The sequence below is a fragment of the Pseudomonas tolaasii NCPPB 2192 genome (assembly GCF_002813445.1).
GTDB classification, from domain to species: Bacteria; Pseudomonadota; Gammaproteobacteria; order Pseudomonadales; family Pseudomonadaceae; genus Aquipseudomonas; species Aquipseudomonas tolaasii.
Genome location: NZ_PHHD01000001.1, coordinates 5,765,843 through 5,784,498 on the forward strand (window position 1 = coordinate 5,765,843; position 18,656 = coordinate 5,784,498).

At 63.1% G+C, this 18,656-nt stretch carries 15 protein-coding genes; 3 read left to right on the top strand and 12 right to left on the bottom strand.

The features are described from left to right. Complete coding sequence (locus ATI14_RS26215) at window positions 1–750, bottom strand: carbon-nitrogen hydrolase family protein (RefSeq protein WP_016968863.1); 750 nt, start codon at window positions 748–750, stop codon at window positions 1–3. 603 nt (window positions 751–1,353) lie between these two features. Between ATI14_RS26215 and ATI14_RS26220 the strand changes: the two genes are divergently transcribed. Next, entirely contained in the window at window positions 1,354–2,424 is a 1,071-nt protein-coding gene (locus ATI14_RS26220; RefSeq protein ID WP_016968862.1) for a 3-deoxy-7-phosphoheptulonate synthase, read from the top strand. Between the two features lie 130 nt (window positions 2,425–2,554). On the opposite strand, the gene ATI14_RS26225 is transcribed toward ATI14_RS26220, so the two are convergent. The 11 genes from ATI14_RS26225 to ATI14_RS26275 all read right to left on the bottom strand — a co-directional run bounded on the left by ATI14_RS26225 (window position 2,555) and on the right by ATI14_RS26275 (window position 15,952). Further along, complete coding sequence (locus tag ATI14_RS26225) at window positions 2,555–3,256, bottom strand: NAD(P)H-dependent oxidoreductase (protein ID WP_016968861.1); 702 nt, start codon at window positions 3,254–3,256, stop codon at window positions 2,555–2,557. 9 nt (window positions 3,257–3,265) lie between these two features. Beyond that, the gene (locus ATI14_RS26230; RefSeq protein WP_016968860.1) at window positions 3,266–4,885 is read right to left on the bottom strand and encodes an ABC transporter ATP-binding protein; all 1,620 of its coding nucleotides are present in this window, start codon (window positions 4,883–4,885) and stop codon (window positions 3,266–3,268) included. A 2-nt stretch (window positions 4,886–4,887) separates the two neighbouring features. Next, window positions 4,888–5,715 carry an ABC transporter permease gene (locus tag ATI14_RS26235; protein ID WP_016968859.1) on the bottom strand — a complete coding sequence of 276 codons (828 nt, stop codon included), beginning with the start codon at window positions 5,713–5,715 and terminating at the stop codon, window positions 4,888–4,890. Window positions 5,716–5,718: 3 nt separating this feature from the next. Then, window positions 5,719–6,678, bottom strand: coding sequence for an ABC transporter permease (locus tag ATI14_RS26240; RefSeq protein WP_016968858.1), 960 nt, complete (start codon window positions 6,676–6,678; stop codon window positions 5,719–5,721). Window positions 6,679–6,755: 77 nt separating this feature from the next. Continuing rightward, window positions 6,756–8,342, bottom strand: coding sequence for an ABC transporter substrate-binding protein (locus ATI14_RS26245; protein WP_016968857.1), 1,587 nt, complete (start codon window positions 8,340–8,342; stop codon window positions 6,756–6,758). Between the two features lie 19 nt (window positions 8,343–8,361). Further along, window positions 8,362–9,969: a 5-guanidino-2-oxopentanoate decarboxylase gene (locus tag ATI14_RS26250; RefSeq protein WP_016968856.1), complete on the bottom strand. Its 1,608-nt coding sequence runs from the start codon at window positions 9,967–9,969 to the stop codon at window positions 8,362–8,364. Continuing rightward, complete coding sequence (locus tag ATI14_RS26255; RefSeq protein WP_016968855.1) at window positions 9,959–12,067, bottom strand: acetate--CoA ligase family protein; 2,109 nt, start codon at window positions 12,065–12,067, stop codon at window positions 9,959–9,961. Before ATI14_RS26255 ends, ATI14_RS26250 begins: the two co-directional genes overlap by 11 nt. A gap of 17 nt (window positions 12,068–12,084) precedes the next feature. After that, on the bottom strand, window positions 12,085–13,245 hold the full coding sequence (locus ATI14_RS26260; protein ID WP_016968854.1) for an acyl-CoA dehydrogenase family protein: 1,161 nt from the start codon (window positions 13,243–13,245) through the stop codon (window positions 12,085–12,087). Window positions 13,246–13,280: 35 nt separating this feature from the next. Then, window positions 13,281–14,072, bottom strand: a complete 792-nt coding sequence (locus tag ATI14_RS26265; protein ID WP_016968853.1) for an enoyl-CoA hydratase/isomerase family protein — start codon at window positions 14,070–14,072, stop codon at window positions 13,281–13,283. Between the two features lie 441 nt (window positions 14,073–14,513). Further along, complete coding sequence (locus ATI14_RS26270) at window positions 14,514–15,152, bottom strand: TetR family transcriptional regulator C-terminal domain-containing protein (protein WP_016968777.1); 639 nt, start codon at window positions 15,150–15,152, stop codon at window positions 14,514–14,516. A gap of 41 nt (window positions 15,153–15,193) precedes the next feature. Further along, complete coding sequence (locus ATI14_RS26275; RefSeq protein ID WP_016968778.1) at window positions 15,194–15,952, bottom strand: class II aldolase/adducin family protein; 759 nt, start codon at window positions 15,950–15,952, stop codon at window positions 15,194–15,196. A 131-nt stretch (window positions 15,953–16,083) separates the two neighbouring features. Between ATI14_RS26275 and ATI14_RS26280 the strand changes: the two genes are divergently transcribed. Further along, entirely contained in the window at window positions 16,084–18,039 is a 1,956-nt protein-coding gene (locus ATI14_RS26280) for an oxidoreductase (RefSeq protein WP_080520183.1), read from the top strand. Further along, on the top strand, window positions 18,027–18,605 hold the full coding sequence (locus ATI14_RS26285; RefSeq protein WP_080520182.1) for a helix-turn-helix domain-containing protein: 579 nt from the start codon (window positions 18,027–18,029) through the stop codon (window positions 18,603–18,605). The genes ATI14_RS26280 and ATI14_RS26285 overlap by 13 nt, the downstream gene beginning before the upstream one ends. The last annotated feature ends 51 nt before the right edge of the window (window positions 18,606–18,656 follow it).

Genomic DNA, 18,656 nt, shown 5'->3' on the forward strand with positions numbered 1-18,656 from the left:
TCAGAGGGCTACCACTTGGCCAGTCCATTGCCCGCCTTCGCGACGTGCAATCACCAACTCATCGCCAACGCCGGGGGCAGCAGCAAGCAAACTGCCATCGCTCGCCCAAATGGCACTTCGGCCTGCGCAAGCCCAACCTCCGGAAGGTCCGCCATGGTTGGCCATCACTACCAGCAAAGCGTGCTCGGCAGCGTAGCCCTGAAGCAACGCGCTGTCTGCCGCATAACCACCTTCGCTGATCAGCACACCGGCGGCGTAGACGCTCGCGCCCGCCTCAGCGGCTTGACGCGGATGGCTGGCGTGGGAAAAGTCCGCACACACCGCCAGCGCAATGCGGTCGTCCTCCAACTCGAGTGCCGCACCGCCCTGCCCCGCTACAAATGCTGACTCTTCACCGGAATGAAGATGTTTCTTGGTGTAAACCGCCAGCGCGCCATCCGCCCCCAACACCAGTGCGCCGATCAAGACACCCGGCTCGGGCGCCAGCCGAATGGGCATCCCCACCACAGCCGTCAATCGCAGTTCCCGGGCCATCTCACGCAGCGGCGTCAGCAGCGCATCTTCCGGCGCGATGGCCAGCCCGGCCACCAACGCGGGTTCGTAGCCAGTCAATGACAACTCCGGAAACACCAGCACGTGCACGCCCTGCTCGGCGGCGGCCTGCATGAAAGCCAGGTGCCGCTGGATATTGGCCGGTACGTCACCGGCGATGGAAATGGATTGAGCAGCAGCAAGGGTCAAGGCAGTCATGGTCGCGTCCAGGCAATCATTATCGGTGTTCTCTCAGCATATCTCGGTCGATAGACATGGGCAGCCCCACACAATAGAAATTACTGATTGAATCCTGCTGCGTGCCTCTAGTAAGCTCCCCCCATCATTTGGAGACACACCATGTTGCAACTCACCCACACTCAGGTTTGCCCTGCTGCCAGCGCCCAGCGCTCGGTATCGGCTGCCCGTGTGAGCGGTTTGAGCGCACTGGTAAGCTTTTATTTTGGGTATTGGTTTAGCCACTGGCGCGCCTGATACCTGAAATCGGCGCCCACTGCTCAAGGGGTCGCCTGCCAGAGAAATCTAACCCCCGGTCGGCTCCCCGACCGGGGGTTTTGTTTTTCAGGCCCCACCACTTTTCGAAACACTTAAGGAATAACGACATGAACTACGCCACTTATTACCGTTACGACACTTGCACTGCATGGCGATTTAGCAAGCTCCGTTCGGGACAGCCTGCCGCCTCCGACCGGTCACCTATTGGTGGCAAGCCAACACACGCAGCCAATACGGCCAATTGTCGAACACCCCAGTAGGGCCGAGCGCGGGAAACGCCCGCCGCTTGCCCAGGAAGCCTTGAATATGAACTCTGCCACTGCCGCTCTGCCCGTCACCGCACTGACCAGCGCCAATGAAGCCCTGACCCAGCGCCTGCCCAGCTCCCTTGAGCTCAAGCACCAACTGCCCCTCAGCCCGTTCCTCAACGAGCAGATCCACGCCCACCGCCAAGCCGTGCGCGCGATCCTCAACGGTGAAGATTCCCGTTTGCTGGTGATTGTGGGCCCGTGCTCGATCCACGACCCCGAATCGGCCATGGAATACGCACGCAACCTGAAGAAGCTGGCCCTGGAAGTCAGCGACCAGATGCTGCTGGTCATCCGTGCCTACGTCGAAAAACCGCGCACCACTATCGGCTGGAAAGGCCTGGCCTACGACCCACACCTGGACGGCAGCGATGACATGGCCGCCGGCCTCACGCTGTCACGCCAGTTGATGCGCGAAATGCTGCGTCTGGGCCTGCCGGTCGCCACCGAGCTGCTGCAACCCATGGCCGCCGGCTACTTCGATGACCTGCTCAGCTGGGTCGCGATTGGCGCACGCACCACCGAATCACAGATCCACCGTGAAATGGCCAGCGGCCTGGGCATGCCGGTCGGCTTCAAGAACGGCACGGACGGCGGCGTGGCGATTGCCTGTGACGCCATGCGTTCGGCGTCCCACCCGCACCGTCACTTCGGCGTCGACAGCCAGGGCCACCCGGCGATCATCCAGACCCCGGGCAACCCCGACACTCACCTGGTGCTGCGCGGCGGCCACCGTGGGCCGAACTACGATGCGCACAGCGTGGCGCAGGTGAAGCACGACCTGGCCAAGTCCAAAGTGGCGGCGCGGATCATGGTCGATTGCAGCCACGCCAACAGCGGCAAAGACCCGCTGCGTCAACCGGCGGTGTTCAACGAGGTGCTGGAACAGCGACTGCAGGGTGATACATCGCTGATCGGCATGATGATTGAAAGCCACTTGTTCGAAGGCTGCCAGCCGCTGAGCCCGTCGATGAAATACGGCGTGTCGGTGACCGACGGTTGCCTGGGCTGGGACGGTACCGAGCAATTGCTGCGCAGTGCGGCGGAGCGGCTGCGCGAACAGCACTGAACTTCACACATGTGAGGCTCAAAATGTGGGAGCTGGCTTGCCTGCGATAGCGGTACATCAGCTAAAGATTTGTAGCCTGACACACTGCTATCGCAGGCAAGCCAGCTCCCACATTTAAGTCTCATTGGATTCAGGATAGGGGATAGAGCGCCTCATCAAACTGCTCAAGCCGCGGAAACACCAAGGGCTGCTCATCCGCCAGCCCTTGCAGCCGCTGTTCATACGCCACCAAAAAATCCTGCCGCGCCTCGGCACTGATATACGGCACATGCCACGCCACAAACGGCGCCAGCACCTCATACCCCACATACGCCAGCGTGCCGCGCAGAATCGGTCGCAGCATGTCTTCCAGCGGCCCGTGAATCGCGCCCTCGCCAAACATATGCTCGCGCCCGCCCAGGGTCACGCTGACCAGCGCCCGCTTGCCCGCCAGCCCGCCTTGATCATAAAAGCGCTTGCCGCCATAACACACACCCGACACCAGCACGCGGTCGATCCAGCCCTTGAGCATCGCCGGTGCCGAGAACCAGAAAATCGGGAAGTTGAGAATCAGCAGATCGGCCCACAGCACCTTGTCCAGCTCAGACTGGATATCCGCCGCAATCGACTGCTTTTTCACCCCCAACCGTTGCTCCAGGGCATACACCAGGTAATCGGGATTTTCCCGTACTGAAAAATCCGCCGCCGACGCCACCGGATTCCACTGCATGGCGTACAAATCACTCACCTGCACCTCATTCCCTTGTGCCTCCAGCGTGGCAACCGCCTTGTCGCGCAACGCAGCGGTAAACGACTGCGGTTCAGGATGGGCGTGAACAATCAAAACCTTCATGTGAACTCCTCAAACGGTGGGCGCGGCCCGTTGGGCCAGCAAATGGTCGAGCCAGTCCGGGTCCATTTCCGGTTCCGATGAAAACAGCAGGCCGGTGTAGTCCTGATACGGCGGGGTGAAAATGGCGCTGCGGCTGCCCTGGTCCACCACCCTGCCCCGCTGCATCACCACCACCTCATCGGCGATGGCGCGCACGGTGGCGACGTCGTGGGTGATAAACAGGTAGGCCACGCCCAGTTGCTGCTGGATGCGATTGAGCAGTTTCAGCACGCCTTCAGCCACCAGTTGGTCGAGGGCCGAAGTGACTTCATCGCAAATGATCAACTGCGGGTCGGCCGCCAGGGCACGGGCGATACAGATGCGCTGCTTCTGTCCGCCGGACAGCTCGCGCGGCTGGCGCTCCATGAACACCGCCGGGTCCAGCTCGATCATTTCCAGCAACTCGGCCACCCGCGCGCGCATCGCCTTGCCCTTCAGGCCCAGGTAAAACGTCAGCGGGCGGCCGATGATGTCGACGATGCGCTGGCGCGGGTTCAGCGCGGTGTCGGGGATCTGGTAGATCATCTGGATGCGCCGCAATTGCTCCTTGCTGCGCCGCCGAAAGTCCACCGGCAACGCCTCGCCGTCATACAGCACCTGCCCCGCCGTGGCCGGCAGCAGCCCGGTGATCAGGCGCGCGGTCGAGCTTTTGCCGCTGCCGGATTCGCCGATCACCGCCAGGGTCTGGCCGCGATACAGCTTCATCGACACGTCATGCAGCACCGGCTGGTGCCCGTAGCTGGCACTCACCCGCCGCACTTCCAGCAACGGTACGTCCTGTGTCGGGCAAGCCTTGGGCTCGGTCCTAAAGCTGCGCACCGCCCACAGGGATTTGGTGTAGTCCTGCTGCGGCTGGCTGAGCATGCTGCGAGTGTCAGCCTCTTCCACCAGCTTGCCGTGGCGCAACACCATGATGCGGTCGGCCATTTGCGCAACCACCGCCAGGTCGTGGCTGATGTACAGCGCGGCGCTGCCAAAGGTTTTCACCGCATCGCGAATCGCCGCCAGCACTTCGATCTGGGTGGTCACATCGAGGGCCGTGGTGGGTTCGTCGAAGATGATCAGGTCCGGATGACAGGCCATCGCCATCGCCGTCATCACCCGTTGCAACTGCCCACCGGAAACTTGATGGGGATAACGCTGGCCGATGGTTTCCGGGTTCGGCAAACGCAGCACGCGGTACAACGCCACCGCCTCGCGCTCGGCCTGGGCGCGGCTGATACCTGCGTTGATCACTGCCGTTTCGACATGCTGGTCAATCAAACGATGCGCCGGGTTGAAGGAGGCCGCCGCGCTTTGCGCCACATAGGCGATGCGCAAGCCGCGCAATTTACGCAGCGTCTCGGGCCTGGCCTGCAGCAATTCAATGCCGTCAAAACACACCGACCCTCCGGTGATGCGGCAACCATCCCGCGCATAGCCCATGGCCGCCAGCCCCAGGGTGGACTTGCCCGCGCCGGACTCGCCGATCAACCCCAGCACTTCGCCGCGCTGCAAGGTCAAGTCGATGCCCTTGATCAGCGGGTGCCAGGCGTCCTCGTAATGCCCTTCGATCTGCAGGTTGCGGATTTCCAGCAATGGCGTGTCCATCCTCAACACTCCTTCAGGCCGCTGGATTTATGCAGCATCCAGTCGACGACAAAATTCACGCTGACGGTGATCAACGCCACCGCCAGCGCCGGCAGCAACGGGCTGATATCGCCGAAGGTGATCAACACTGCGTTGTCGCGCACCATGCTGCCCCAGTCGGCAGTGGGCGGCTGAATGCCCAGGCCGAGGAACGACAGCGCGCTGATAAACAGGAACACAAAACAAAACCGCAGGCCGAATTCGGCAATCAGCGGCGCGGCAGCATTGGGCAGCACTTCACGGGTGACCAGCCACCACAGGCCCTCACCTCGCAGGCGCGCGGCTTCGACAAAATCCTGCACCACCACGGTCATCGCCACGGCGCGAGAGAGGCGGAACACCCGTGTCGAATCCAGCAGCGCAATCACCAACACCAGCGACGTCGCGTTAGTGCCTACCACGCTGAGAATCAACAAGGCGAAGATCAGTTGCGGGATCGCCATCAGCACATCCACCACCCGCGACAGCCCCTGGTCGATCCAGCCACCCTTGATCGCCGCCACCAGGCCACTCAAGCCGCCCAGCAAAAACGCCAGTGCAGTCGTCAGGAACGCAATGCCCAGGGTGTTGCGCGCGCCGTAGACCAGACGGCTGAACATATCGCGGCCCAAATTATCCGTGCCCAGCAGGAACTGGCCGCTCCACGGCGCAAAGCCCTCGCCCACCACCTGGGTTTCGCCATAGGGCGCCAGCAGCGGTGCAAACAGCGCTACGGCGATGTACAACAGAATGATCAGCAGGCCGAACCTGGCGCTCAACGGCGCCTTGGCCAAGTGGGTCAACAGGCTCATGGGCTACCCCTTCGGATGCATCAGGCGTGGGTTACTGGCAATGGACAACACGTCAGCGCCGGTATTGAGCAGGATGTAAGTGGCGGCAAACACCAGGCTGCACGCCTGTACCACCGGGATGTCGCGTTTGGACACCGAATCCACCAGCAACTGGCCAAGCCCCGGATAGACGAAGACCACTTCGACCACCACCACGCCGACCACCAGGTACGCCAGGTTCAGCGCGATCACATTGACGATCGGCGCCAGTGCATTGGGCAGCGCATGCTTCCAGATAATCCGCGCCTGGCTGATGCCCTTGAGCCGCGCCATTTCGATGTACGGACTGGCCAGCAGGTTGATCAGCGAGGCGCGGGTCATGCGCATCATCTGCGCGATCACCACCAGACTCAGGGTCGCCACCGGCAGTACCGAGCGATCCAGGATCGTGCCGAACGACGCCTCCGGGGCCAGGTTGGACAGGCTGGGAAACCATGCCAGCTTCACCGAGAACAGCAAAATCAGCAGGTAGGCAACAAAGAACTCCGGGAACGACACCGCGCTCAGCGCCGAGGTATTGAGCAGGCGGTCGAACCAGCTGTTGCGATACAGCGCGGCCAGCATGCCCAGCACCAGCGCGGTCGGCACAGAAACCAGCGCCGCCAGTGCCGCCAGGCGCAACGTGTTGCCCAAACGCGCGCCGATCAGGTCGGCGATAGGCCGCTGGTTGGCCAGAGACACGCCCAAGTCCCCGTGCAACAGGCGCAGCAGCCATTGTGCAAAGCGCGTGAACGGCGGCAGATCCAGCCCCAGTTGCGCGCGAAATGCGGCCACGGTGTCCGGCGTGGCGGACTGGCCGAGCATGGCCTGGGCGATGTCGCCGGGCAGCATGCCGACGGCGAGGAAGATGATCACCGAAACAGCGAACAGTGAGAGCAGGCCGAGGGCGAGGCGCTGCAGGATCAGTTTCAACAAACTATTCATGGACGATTCTCATGAGGTGAATCCGCTCGTCGACACAACATCTATTCCATGTGGGATGTTCATTGGCTGCAAGGTCTCTATGCTTGCCACCACCTTTCGATCAGCCGAAGCCCATCCAGCTCGCCATAGGGCGCGGTCAGAGGTCCATGGGCGACGCGGTTCGAGCGTGCCGCCACCGAACTGGCAAACAACGGCACAATCGCGCCGCCGTCGTCGCGGCACAGCGCCTGCATTTCGTTGTACATCTCCTGGCGCAAGGGCGCGTTCATCTCGCCACGGGCAGCGGTCAGCAATTGATTGAAACGCGCATTGTCCCAATGGGTTTCGTTCCAGGCCGCGCCTTTGGCGTAGCCGATGCTGAACATGCGATCGGCCGTCAGGCTGCTGTACCAGAACGAGGTGGTGAACGGCTGCTTCATCCACACGTTGGAAAAAAAGCCATCAGCCGGCTCGCGCACCACGTCAATGTCGATACCGGCCTGGCGCGCCTGTTCCTTGAACAACACCGATGCATCTACCGCGCCGGTGTAGGCGGCATCGGACGCTTGCAGGCGCACCTTGAGGGTGTCCACGCCAGCCTTGCGCAGGTAGAAGCGCGACTTGTCCGGGTCGTAGGCGCGTTGCTCCAGGGCCGCGTTAATAAAGCGGCTGCCGGGCTGGATCGGATGGTCGTTGCCCACCAGGCCATAGCCATGCAGCACCGACGCCAGCAGGGTTTCGCGGTTGATCGCGTGCTTCATCGCCAGGCGGATGTCGTTGTTCTTGAATTCGTTGCTGTCACACAGCATCGGGAAGGTGTAGTGCTGGGCGCCTTTGGTTTCCTCGATCACAAGGCCCGGGTTGCGCTTGAGCAAAGCCACGGTTTTCAAGTCGACCTTGTTGATCACGTCCACCTGCCCGGTCACCAGCGCGTTGACCCTGGCGGCGCCGTCGGCAATCGCCAACAACTCGGCGCTGGCGAAATGCGCCCGGCCCGGCTTCCAGTAGTCCGGGTTGCGTTCCAGATCCATGCGCACGCCGGGTTCGAAGCTTTTCAGGCGATAGCCGCTGGTGCCCACGCCGGCCTGCCAGTCGGCGGCGCCGTCCTTGGCGGGCATGATCACCAAGTGGTAGTCGGCGACCACGTAAGCGAAGTCGGCATTGCCCGAATGCAGCTCAAACACCACCGCATCACTGCCCTTGGCGCTGACGCTGGCGACATCACCCAGCACGGTTTTGGCCGCTGAAGTGGAGTCTTTGCTCAGGTGATGGTTGATCGACACCACCACATCTTCAACCGTCAGGCCCTTGCCGTTGTGGAAGGTCACACCAGGGCGTAAATGGAAGGTCCACACCCGCGCATCCGGCGTGGATTCAAATCGCTCAGCGAGCTCGGGAATGGCGGTGCCGTCGACGGCAATTTCAGTCAGGGTGTTGTACACCGCCGAGAAGCCGACAAAGGTGAAGGTATCGACCCAGGAACCAGGGTCGCGGGAATCGGTGGTGCTGCCACCGGCCAGGCCCAGGCGCAGCACGCCCCCGGATTTTGGCACCGCCTCTTCGGCAAAAGCGTGCAGCGGCAGGCCCATGGACAACGCGGCCGCCACCGCGCCAGCCACGGCGCTGTGTTTGAGAAAGTCCCGTCGGTGCATCGCTTGAGTCATTTTGTTGTTGTTTTCGCTCATGGTCTTGCTCCTCTAAAGGTCAACAGGCACAGGCATGTTTCAACTCGATCAGGGTCACGCCGTTGCGTTTGAAGCCGTTGCGCAAGTCCGTCTGCAATTCATCCAGGTTCCTCGGCTGGTTCACCGTGCAGCCAAACGCCTGGGCGAACAGCGCGAAATCCGGGTTGCGCGGCAGCACGCCGATGGGCTCGATATCCAGGTTGAGCATGTCGTCGCGGATCTGGCCGAGTGCGTCGTTGTTCCACAGCAACACCACCAGCGGGCTGTGCAGTTCTTCCACGGCGGTTGCCAGTTCCTGGGCGGTGTAAAGAAAGCCGCCGTCGCCCACCAGTACCAGTCCCGGCCGCTGCGGCGCACCGAACTTGGCGCCGATGCCCGCCGGCAGGCCGTAACCCAACGTGCCGTAACCGGTGGGGTGCAACCAGCTGCGTGGCGCGCGGCTCTGGTAGGCGTAGTTGCCGGTGTAAGCGAGTTGGGTCATGTCGCTGCTGATGAAGGCGTCGCTGGGCAGTTCGGCTTCAATGCGGTCGAGAATGGCCTGGTGGATGGCCTGCAACGGGCCATGGCCCAGCTCGACGGCCTGCAGCAATGCCGCGACTTTTTCACGGGGTGCCTGCGCGTTGCGCGGCGTGGCGGGCAAGCGCTCCAGCAAAGCCAGCAGCGTCTGATGGGCGTCGCCGCGCAACGCCACCGCGCAGGGGTAGAAATCATTGAACTTGCGCGGGTCGATATCAACCCGCAACAGCTCGCCGGTGATGGGCAAACGCTCGCGCCAATAATCGGTATCGGCCATTTCCGTGCCGACGGCCAGCACCACATCCGCCTCGCTGATCAACTGCCAGCCGGGCTCGGTGCACAAGGTGGCGCCGGCATTCAGCGGGTCGTTGGTCGGCAGCAGCCCCTTGCCCGCCACGCTGGTGAACAAGGGCGCAGCCAACCGCGTACTCAAACGCTGCAGTGCCTCGCCAGCGTCAAGCGCGCCCCCACCTGCGATGATCATTGGGCGCCTGGCAGCCGAGAGTCGGGCAACGGCCTGTTCCAGCGCCTCGGCTGAAGGCAGGCCACGCCCCGGACGGCGCACCACCTCGTGGCTCCAGTCTCTTTTTACCGGCGCGGCCAGTACATCCAGCGGCACTGAAACATGCACGGGCCGTGGCCGTTCGCTGTCGAACACCGCATAGGCGCGTGCGACCAGTTCGGGCAAATCCTCGGCGCTGGAAGCCACCGCTGAAAATGCGGTGATCGGCGCCGTGATCGCGCGCTGGTCCTGGGTCTCATGCAGAATGCCCCAGCCCTTGCCGAGGCTGGCGGTGCTGTTGACGCTGGAAATCACCAGCATCGGAATCGAGTCAGCATACGCCTGGCCAATCGCCGTGGCGGCGTTGGTCACACCGGGGCCGGTGATCACAAAGCACACCCCCGGCTTGCCGCTGACCCGCGCGTAACCGTCGGCCATAAAGCCTGCGCCCTGTTCATGACGCGTAAGCACGTGGCGGATGCCACTGCCGGGCAGGCCGCGATACAGCTCCAGCGTATGCACGCCCGGAATGCCGAACACGGTATCGACGCCATAGTTGGCCAGCAAACGCACCAGCGCCTGGCCGCCGGTCAGGGTTTTATCGTGCATGGTGTTCTCCTAGACGAATCAATGCATCGACCGCCGTGGCGCCCTGCGCACCGACCAGCAACGGGTTCACATCCAGCTCCAGCAACTGCCCGGCGTTGGCGCAGGCGTAGTCGGCCACTGCGCGGATTGCCGCGACCAAGGCATCCATGTCCGCCATTTCGCGCCCGCGAAACCCCTGCAGCAGCGCGGCGCTGCGCAAGCTGAGCACGGCGTGGCGGATGGCATCGTCGGTGGTCGGCAACAGCAGGCTGCGGCTGTCCTTGAGCAACTCCACCAGGATGCCGCCCGCGCCGATGACCAGCGCGAGGCCAAACTCATTTTCGCGCTTGATGCCTACGATCAACTCGGCGAGCGGTGGCGTGGCCATGGCTTCCAGCAACAACTGATCAAACACGACGCCCGGCGCATACGCGGCGATTTGCCCGCGCATCTGCTCGAGCGCAGCGGTCAGCGCGAAGCCGTCCTGCAGGTTGAGCGCCACGGCACCGGCTTCGGTTTTGTGCGGCAGGTCGGCACTGACGGCCTTGAGTACCAAGGGGTAGCCCAACAGCTGCGCATCCTCGATGGCTCGCCCCGGAGTACTGAGCACGGCGGCCGGCGTGTTCAGGCCAAAGGCACGCAGTGCTTGTTTGGACGCCCATTCATCCAGCGCCAGGCCCTGCCCTTCAAGGCTTTTCGGACACAGCGGTTCGAGCATCGACTCGCCCCGCGCCAGCAGCACGCGCCGGTTGTGTTGATAGTCAGCAACCCGGCCCCAGGCGGCGAGTGCATCTTCAACGCCTTGCAACGCGGCAATGCCCTGGGCATGCAAGCGGTCACGGGCGTGCGCCGGCAGCAATTCGGGAAAGGCCGAGGTCACAAAACCGGTTTTGCCATGGCGGCTGAGCGCCGTGCAAAACAGCTCGAGCAGCAGGTCGCATTCCTTGCGCTCACCGGTAAAGGGCGCCGGGTAATCCAGCACCAGCATGGCGGCATCGGCGTCGGTGCGCAGAGCCGTGTCGAGCATGGCGTTCAGCGATTCGCGGTCGCCCCAGATGGCGGTGGTGAAGTCCAGCGGGTTGACCAGGTTGGCGTAGCTCGGCAGCACGTGCGCCAACTCGCCGCGCTGGTCTTCGTCGAGCTTGGGCAGGGTCAGGTGGTTGCGTTCGGCGTAGTCGGCGATCAGCCCGGCGTCCCCGCCGGAGCAGGCCAGCGCGATCAGGCTGTTGCCTTTGGGCAGGTTGCCGCACGCGGCGGCCTTGAGGGTTTCGACAAAACTCACCGGGCCGCTGACGCGGATCACCCCGAGTCGCGCAAACAGGCTGTCATACAACGCATCGGAGCCGGACAGCGAGCTGGTATGGCTCAGCGCAAGCTCGGCGCCAATCTGTGACACCCCGGTTTTCAACGCGATGACCGGGATGCCCTTTTCCAGCGCCTTGTGCGCCGCACGGGCAAACCCGGGCACATTTTTCAAGCCTTCCAGGTGCAGGCCGATGGCGGTGACACGCGGCTCGTCGAGCAACACGTCCATCAACTCGGCCACACCCAATTGCGCCTGGTTGCCGACCGAAGCCATATAAGCCACCGGCAGCGAGCGGTCGCTCATCGACAGGTTGTAGGCAAAGTTGCCGCTCTGGGTCAGCACGGCCACGCCCTTCTCCACTGCCTTGCCGCCATGGGCCACCGGCCACAGCGCCGCGCTGTGCAAGTAGTCGAGCAGGCCATAGCAATTGGGGCCGAGCAACGCCATCTCGCCCGCGGCACTCAGCAACTGCTGTTGCAAGGCAGCGCCGCCGGCGCCGGTCTCGGCAAACCCCGAGGCGTAGCAAATCGCACCGCCGGTGTCGATGGCGGCCAGCTCGGCCACGCAGGTCAAGGTCAGCTCGCGGTTGGTGGCGATAAATACGGCGTCCGGACCGCACGGCAGGTCGGCGATGCGGCGCACGCAGGGAATGCCATCAAGACTGTCGTGCTGCGGGTTGACCAGCCACATCTGCCCGTCAAAACCGCCGTCGGCGCAGCGCTTGAGCGCGCGGGCCATACTGCGCCCGCCGACAAACGCCAGGTGCCGTGGCGCCAGCAGGCGCTTGAGGTTGTCGCGAATAGCCTGGGACATAAGCGTTCCTCGCGCGGTCAGCGCAACAGTGGCCGCAACAGTTCGCGGGCGATGATATGGCGCTGGATTTCCGAGGTGCCTTCCCAGATCCGTTCGATCCGCGCGTTGCGCCAGATGCGTTCCACAGGGCCCTCATCCATCAAGCCCATGCCGCCGAAAATCTGCACGGCTTCGTCGGCGACCTTGCCCAGGGTTTCACTGGCGAACAGCTTGGCCATGCCGGCTTCGCCGTCGGTCATGCTGCCTTGATCCATTTTCCAGGCGGTGTGCAGGGTCAGCAGTTCGGCAGCACGAATTTGCGTGGCCATATCGGCCAGCTTGAAGCTCACGCCTTGATAGGTGCCGATGGGCTGGCCGAACTGTTTGCGGTCCGCCGCCCATTGCAGCGACACCTCCAGCGCACGCTGGGCCTGGCCGACGCAGTTGGCGGCGACCATCACGCGGCCGGCGGTGAGCCAGGCGTTGGCCACCTCCCAGCCTTTGCCGACTTCGCCAAGGACTTTGGACGCCGGAACGCGGCAATCGTCGAAGAACATTTCATAGGTGTGATAGCCGCGGTTGCTCACGCACTTGGGGCCACGGCGGATGGTCATGCCGGGGGTGCCGCGATCCACCAGAAATGAAGTCACCGCATTGCGCTGGCGGCCGTTGTGTTCGTAGGTGTCGGTCACTGCGAACACAATGGCGAAGTCGGCATGGCCGGCGTGACTGATAAAGTGCTTGCTGCCGTTGATCACGAAGTCGTCGCCGCTGCGCACGGCGCGGGTCTTGATCGCGTTGGCGTCGGAGCCTGCGCCCGGTTCGGTCAGGGCGAAACAGTCGATTTTCCGGCCCTGAACGCAGGGCAACAGGTAGTCCCCGATCTGCGCACCGGTACAGGCCATGAGGATTTTTGAGGGCCGCGCGACAAACACATGCAGTGCCCATGAAACCTTCGACAACTCCCGTTCGATCAAGGCCTGGGACACATAGTCCAAGCCGCCTCCGCCGACTTCCTCCGGCATGTTGAACGCGTAGAAACCGGCAGCGATCGCCTTGTCACGAATCTGTGCCGCCAGCTGTGGCGAGACCTCATCGGCGCGGTCCACGGTTTCCTCGTGGGGCAACAATTCCTTGGCGACAAAACTGCGAACCGCGTCCACCAACATGTCTTGTTCTTGGCTGAGCTGGAAATTCATGGGGCTACCCGTCGTCTGTCAAAGAGGGAGGAGTTTTATTGGCCGGAGAAAATCGGGGGGCGTTTTTCCGTGGATGCGCGCAACGCTTCGGCACCATCGGCGCTGCGGCCACACAACAGGCCCGCAGCCAGTTCGGCCAGCAGTTGTTCGGGCAGATTGCGCGCGGCGCCTTCGCGGATCAGGGTTTTGGTCTGGGCGAAGGCAAAGGTCGGGCCTTTGGCCAGGCGCGCGGCCAACTCGGCGGTATGGGCATGCAGTTGGTCGTCGGCGACCACTTCACCCACCAGCCCGGCGGCCAGGGCGCGCTCGGCACTCCATAGCTCATCGAGAAACAGCAGACGCTTGGCTTGCTCGATGCCAATCAGCCGCGGCAAATGCCAGCTGGCACCGGCGTCCGGCGAGTAAGCCATGCCTGTGTAACCGGCTTTGAACCGGGCTGATTGCGCGGCGATACGCAGGTCGCAGCACAGGGTCAGGTCCATGCCGGCGCCGACGGCGGTGCCGTTGATGGCGGCAAGGGTGGGTTTGTCGAGGGTGTGCAGGCGGGTCATCAGCGCGTGGGCGGTTTCGGTCCAGCCGTAGGTTTCCAGGGCGCCACGGGCTTCGGCATCGGCCCATTCGGCGAGGTCCGCACCGGCGCAGAAACTGCGCCCGCTGGCGGTGAGCACCACGGCGCGCACGGCAGGGTCGACGTTGAACGCGTCGAGCAGGCGGTGCAGGTGTTTGAGGGTCGGAATGTCCAGCGCATTGCGTTGCGAGCCACGGTTGAGGGTGATCCAGGCAACGCCTGCTTGCACTTGAGTGAGCACGGGCGAATCGGTGGTCATGGCGTCCTCGAATTATTTTATTTGGCGTGAGGGGTGCGACATGGCGAGATACTAAACGAGTGTTCAGTAAGGTGGCAATCGGCAAACTGCAAATATTTTCAGAGGGAGAAATACCGGCCCGAACGCCGAGAAAGGTGCTTGGGCGCAGATCTCCTGTGGGAGCTGTCGAGCTTTAGCGAGGCTGCGATGGCGGTGGGTCAGGCGGCATCTGTGTGGGTAGTGCCGCCGTCTTCGCAGGCAAGCCAGCTCCCACATTGGAGCTGTGTTGCTGCCGTGAGAGGTGCCTGGCGCAGATCTCCTGTGGGAGCTGTCGAGCTTTGGCGAGGCTGCGATGGCGGTGGGTCAGGCGGCATCCGTGTGGGTAGTGCCGCCGTCTTCGCAGGCAAGCCAGCTCCCACATTGGAGCTGTGTTGCTGCCGCGTTCGGGCGATGGGCAAAGGCTCAGGGTTTGAGCTGATAGCGCTGGCGGCCGCCGCTTTGCAGGCCATCGACCCAGGCCTCGCAGATCTGGATACCCTGCTCCGGCGTGAAGGTGCCGGGGTTCAGCCCCGACTCCAGCCAGAGGCCGTCGAGCAAGGCGCTCAGGCCGATGGCGGCGAGGTCGGCGTCGAATTGCTCCCAGCCTTCCTCCTTTGCCATGTCGGTCAGGGCCGAACGCATGATGGTGCGGTATTCGCCATAGGAGTGTTCGTGGGCCAGGTTGATCGCAGGCGCCGTCTTGACCGCGCCCCAGAACACCAGCCAGGCATCCAGCAGTTGCGGGTCGAGCAGTTCCGCCGAGAACGAGCCACGGAACAACGCCGACAGCCGCTCACGGGGGTTGGGCGGCGCCTTGGCCATGGTCTCGCGCAACAGGCCCATGACCTGGCCGGTGATGGTGCGGTAGGCCTCGGCCACCAGTTCATCCTTGCCCGAATAGTGGTGGCTGATCAGCCCCACCGACACCCCGGCCTCGGCACTGATCTTGCGGATCGACGCGCCCTGGAAGCCGTCGCGCTTGAGGCACGTCAGCGTCGCCTGGACCAGATTGGCCTTGCGCAATTCCGGATCCATCCGGGAAAACCGGGATTCCTGGGTCATGTGGCGTTTTCCTGCGGTTGAGTCGGCAGCACGACTCTACATCAGTCGCGGTAACCCGGCGACACCCTGTCCAGCAAGCGCAGCAAGGCGGACCACGCCAACTGCATCGCATCCAGGTCCACCAGTTGGCCCTCTTCCACCGGTCGCGCAGGGTTGTTGAATTGCTGTTCGGTGTGGGCGCACACCTCGGCGGACGGTAATACCAGCTTGCCGCAGGCCTGGGCGGCGATCTGGATATCGCAGGCTTTTTCCAGGTAGTACATGCGCAGGAACGCTTCGCTGACGCTCGTGCCCACGGTGAGCAAACCGTGGTTGCGCAGCATCAGCACCGGCTTGTCGCCCAGATCGGCTACCAGCCGCCGTTGCTCATCCATGTCCAGCGCCACGCCTTCGTAATCGTGGTAAGCCACCTTGCCGTAGAACTCCATCGAGATCTGGTTGACCGGCAACAACCCGCACTCCAGCGCGGCCACGGCACAGCCGGCGCGGGTGTGGGTATGCAGCACGCACTGGGCATCCTCGCGCGCGCCATGGATGGCGCTGTGAATGACAAAACCCGCCGGGTTCACCGCATGGGGCGAGGCTTCCACGGCGCGACCGTCGAGGCCGATCTTGACCAGGCTGGAGGCCGTGATTTCATCAAACATCAGCCCGTAAGGGTTGATCAGAAAGTGATGTTCGGGCCCGGGAATGCGTACTGAAATGTGCGTGAAAATCAGGTCACTCATGCGGAAATGGGCGATCAGGCGATAGCAGGCCGCGAGTTCTTCACGCAGTTGCTGTTCGACGGAGTGAGTCATTTTTATTCTCCAGGCACGGGGCGGTTGAAGGCGACGCTAATGCAGACGCCAGTAAAAAAACAAGTTGATTTTTTACTGGCGCTCACCTCCTATAGAAAAACAAAAATAACAGCGTCTGGAGTATTTGCACCATGTCGCCCCATGCCTTTCCCCGTCTGTTCGAGCCCCTGACGCTGCGCGGCAAGCGCCTGAAAAACCGCATCATGTCCAGCGGTCATGACACCTCGATGCCCACCGATAACCTGGTCAACGCGCAATTGATCGCCTATCACCGTGCGCGGGCCGAAGGCGGCGCAGGCTTGATCGTGCTACAGGTGGCCGGGGTGCACGACAGCGCGCGGTACACCTCCCACGTGCTGATGGCCACCGATGACGCCTGCATTGCGGGCTACCGCGAACTGGCCGAGGTTTGCCATGCCCACGGCACCGTGGTGCTGTCGCAGATTTTCCATCCGGGGCGGGAAATCATGGAGTCTGCCGACGGCTTGCTGGCCGTGGCGTACTCGGCATCGGGAGTGCCCAACGAGCGTTTTCGCGTAATGCCCAGGGCGCTGGACCAGGCGATGATTGACGAGATCGTCGCGGGGTATGCGGCCGCCGCCAGGCGCTTGTATCAAGCCGGAATTGATGGCGTGGAAGTGGTCGCCAGCCACGGGTACCTGCCCGCGCAGTTTCTCAACCCTCGGGTCAATCGGCGCGAGGATGGCTACAACGGAGACCTTGAACACCGGCTGCGTTTTCTGCAGGAAATCATCGCAGCAGTCAGGGCGCAAACCGATGCGAACTTCATCGTCGGCCTGCGCATTTGCGCTGACGAACGTGATGCCGAGGGGCTGACTGAAAGCGAGTCGCTGGAGGCGGTTCAACATCTGCAAACACAACTGGACTACGTGCATATCGTTGCCGGCACCTCGGCGTCTTTGGGCGGCGCGATCCACATCGTGCCCCCCATGGCGGTCGCCCCGGCTTACCTGGCGGATGAGGCGGCGCGGTTCAAGGCCGGCCTGTCGATCCCGTTGTTTGTCACCGGGCGAATCAACCAGCCCCAGGAAGCCGAACTGATCCTGGCGCGTGGCCAGGCCGATGTCTGCGGCATGACCCGCGCGTTGATCTGCGACCCGCTGATGCCGGCCAAAACCCTTGAGGGCCGCGCTGAAGACGTGCGCGCCTGCATCGCCTGCAACCAGGCGTGCATCGGCCACTTTCACAAGGGCTTGCCGATTTCCTGTATTCAACACCCCGAGACCGGTCGCGAACTGACATTCGGCCAGCTGCACCCGGCGTTGAAGCGCAAAACAATCATGGTGGTCGGCGATGGCCCGGCGGGGATGAAGGCCGCCGCCGTCGCCGCACAACGCGGGCATGACGTGACGCTGTATGAAGCCAATGGGCAACTTGGCGGCCAGGTGTTGCTGGCGCAACTGCTGCCACGGCGCAGCGAGTTCGGCGGCGCCAGCACCAACCTGCAACGGGAGATGGAACTGGCCGGTGTGCGCGTGGTGCGCAACACTCGAGTCGACCGCGCCCTGGTCGAGCAGGTGCAGCCTGATCATGTGATTATCGCCACCGGCGCCGAGCCGTATTGGCCCGCCTTCGAACGAGGCGGTGAACTGCAGGTGGCAGACGCCTGGCAGGTGCTGCGCGAGCAAGTGATTCCGGGGCGTTCGGTGGTGGTGGTCGACTGGCGCTGCGACTGGATCGGCCCGGGCATTGCCGAACGCCTGGTGCGTGCCGGGCATCAGGTGCAACTGGCCGTCAATGGCACGCACTGCGGGGAAAACCTGCCGCTGTACGTGCGTGACCAGTTGGCGGGCGAGCTGCATCGGCTGGGCATTCCGATCATCCCCTATGCCCGCCTTTACGGCAGCGACGACACGACCGTCTACCTGCAACACACCGCCAGCGGCGAGCCGATGTTGCTGGAGAATATCGACACGCTGGTGTTGTGCCAGGGGCACCAGCCGGTGGACACTCTCGGCGCGCAGTTGCAAGGCCTGGTGCCTTTCGATCGCATAGGTGATTGCCTGGCCCCGCGCACCGCCGAAGAGGCGATTTATGAAGGACTCAAGGTAGCGTGGAACCTGTGAAAGACGAACCTCAGCAGCTATTTCTCGGCACGCGCATTCGCGGCCTGCGCAAGGCATGCGGCATGACCTTGACTGAGCTGGCGCAAATGAGCGAATTGACCGCCGGTTACCTCAGCCAGCTGGAACGCAACCTGGCGTATCCGTCGATTCCCGCGCTGTTCACTATCGCCCGCAGCCTCGGCGTGACCATCCAGTGGTTCTTCGCCAGCGAGAACGTTGCCGCCCCGGCGGATGAAGGCTACGTGGTACGCAAGGACAACCGCCAAAGCATTCGGTATGAAGACGGCATTGTCGACCAGTTGCTCACGCCCCTGCCCAACAACCAGCTGGAAATGTTGCATTCCTGCTTTCCACCGGGCACCTACAGCCAGCAGAGTTACAGTCATGACGGCGAGGAGGCAGGTTACGTGTTGAGTGGCCGGTTCGAGCTGTGGATCGGCGAGCGGCATTTCCTGCTGGATGAGGGCGACAGTTTCAGCTTTGCCAGCAGCGAACCTCATCGCTATGGCAACCCGGGCAACGTGGATACGGTGGTGATCTGGGTGATTACGCCGCCGACGTTTTAGCCGATCGGGCAAATGCAGACGTTTCTATCCGTTGAGCATGAACGAGCGAAA

Bases quoted from the DNA above. Each gene is read 5' to 3' on its own strand.
- ATI14_RS26215 (WP_016968863.1), bottom strand. From the start codon at position 750: ATGACTGCCTTGACCCTTGCTGCTGCTCAATCCATTTCCATCGCCGGT.
- ATI14_RS26220 (WP_016968862.1), top strand. From the start codon at position 1,354: ATGAACTCTGCCACTGCCGCTCTGCCCGTCACCGCACTGACCAGCGCC.
- ATI14_RS26225 (WP_016968861.1), bottom strand. From the start codon at position 3,256: ATGAAGGTTTTGATTGTTCACGCCCATCCTGAACCGCAGTCGTTTACC.
- ATI14_RS26230 (WP_016968860.1), bottom strand. From the start codon at position 4,885: ATGGACACGCCATTGCTGGAAATCCGCAACCTGCAGATCGAAGGGCAT.
- ATI14_RS26235 (WP_016968859.1), bottom strand. From the start codon at position 5,715: ATGAGCCTGTTGACCCACTTGGCCAAGGCGCCGTTGAGCGCCAGGTTC.
- ATI14_RS26240 (WP_016968858.1), bottom strand. From the start codon at position 6,678: ATGAATAGTTTGTTGAAACTGATCCTGCAGCGCCTCGCCCTCGGCCTG.
- ATI14_RS26245 (WP_016968857.1), bottom strand. From the start codon at position 8,342: ATGAGCGAAAACAACAACAAAATGACTCAAGCGATGCACCGACGGGAC.
- ATI14_RS26250 (WP_016968856.1), bottom strand. From the start codon at position 9,969: ATGCACGATAAAACCCTGACCGGCGGCCAGGCGCTGGTGCGTTTGCTG.
- ATI14_RS26255 (WP_016968855.1), bottom strand. From the start codon at position 12,067: ATGTCCCAGGCTATTCGCGACAACCTCAAGCGCCTGCTGGCGCCACGG.
- ATI14_RS26260 (WP_016968854.1), bottom strand. From the start codon at position 13,245: ATGAATTTCCAGCTCAGCCAAGAACAAGACATGTTGGTGGACGCGGTT.
- ATI14_RS26265 (WP_016968853.1), bottom strand. From the start codon at position 14,072: ATGACCACCGATTCGCCCGTGCTCACTCAAGTGCAAGCAGGCGTTGCC.
- ATI14_RS26270 (WP_016968777.1), bottom strand. From the start codon at position 15,152: ATGACCCAGGAATCCCGGTTTTCCCGGATGGATCCGGAATTGCGCAAG.
- ATI14_RS26275 (WP_016968778.1), bottom strand. From the start codon at position 15,952: ATGACTCACTCCGTCGAACAGCAACTGCGTGAAGAACTCGCGGCCTGC.
- ATI14_RS26280 (WP_080520183.1), top strand. From the start codon at position 16,084: ATGTCGCCCCATGCCTTTCCCCGTCTGTTCGAGCCCCTGACGCTGCGC.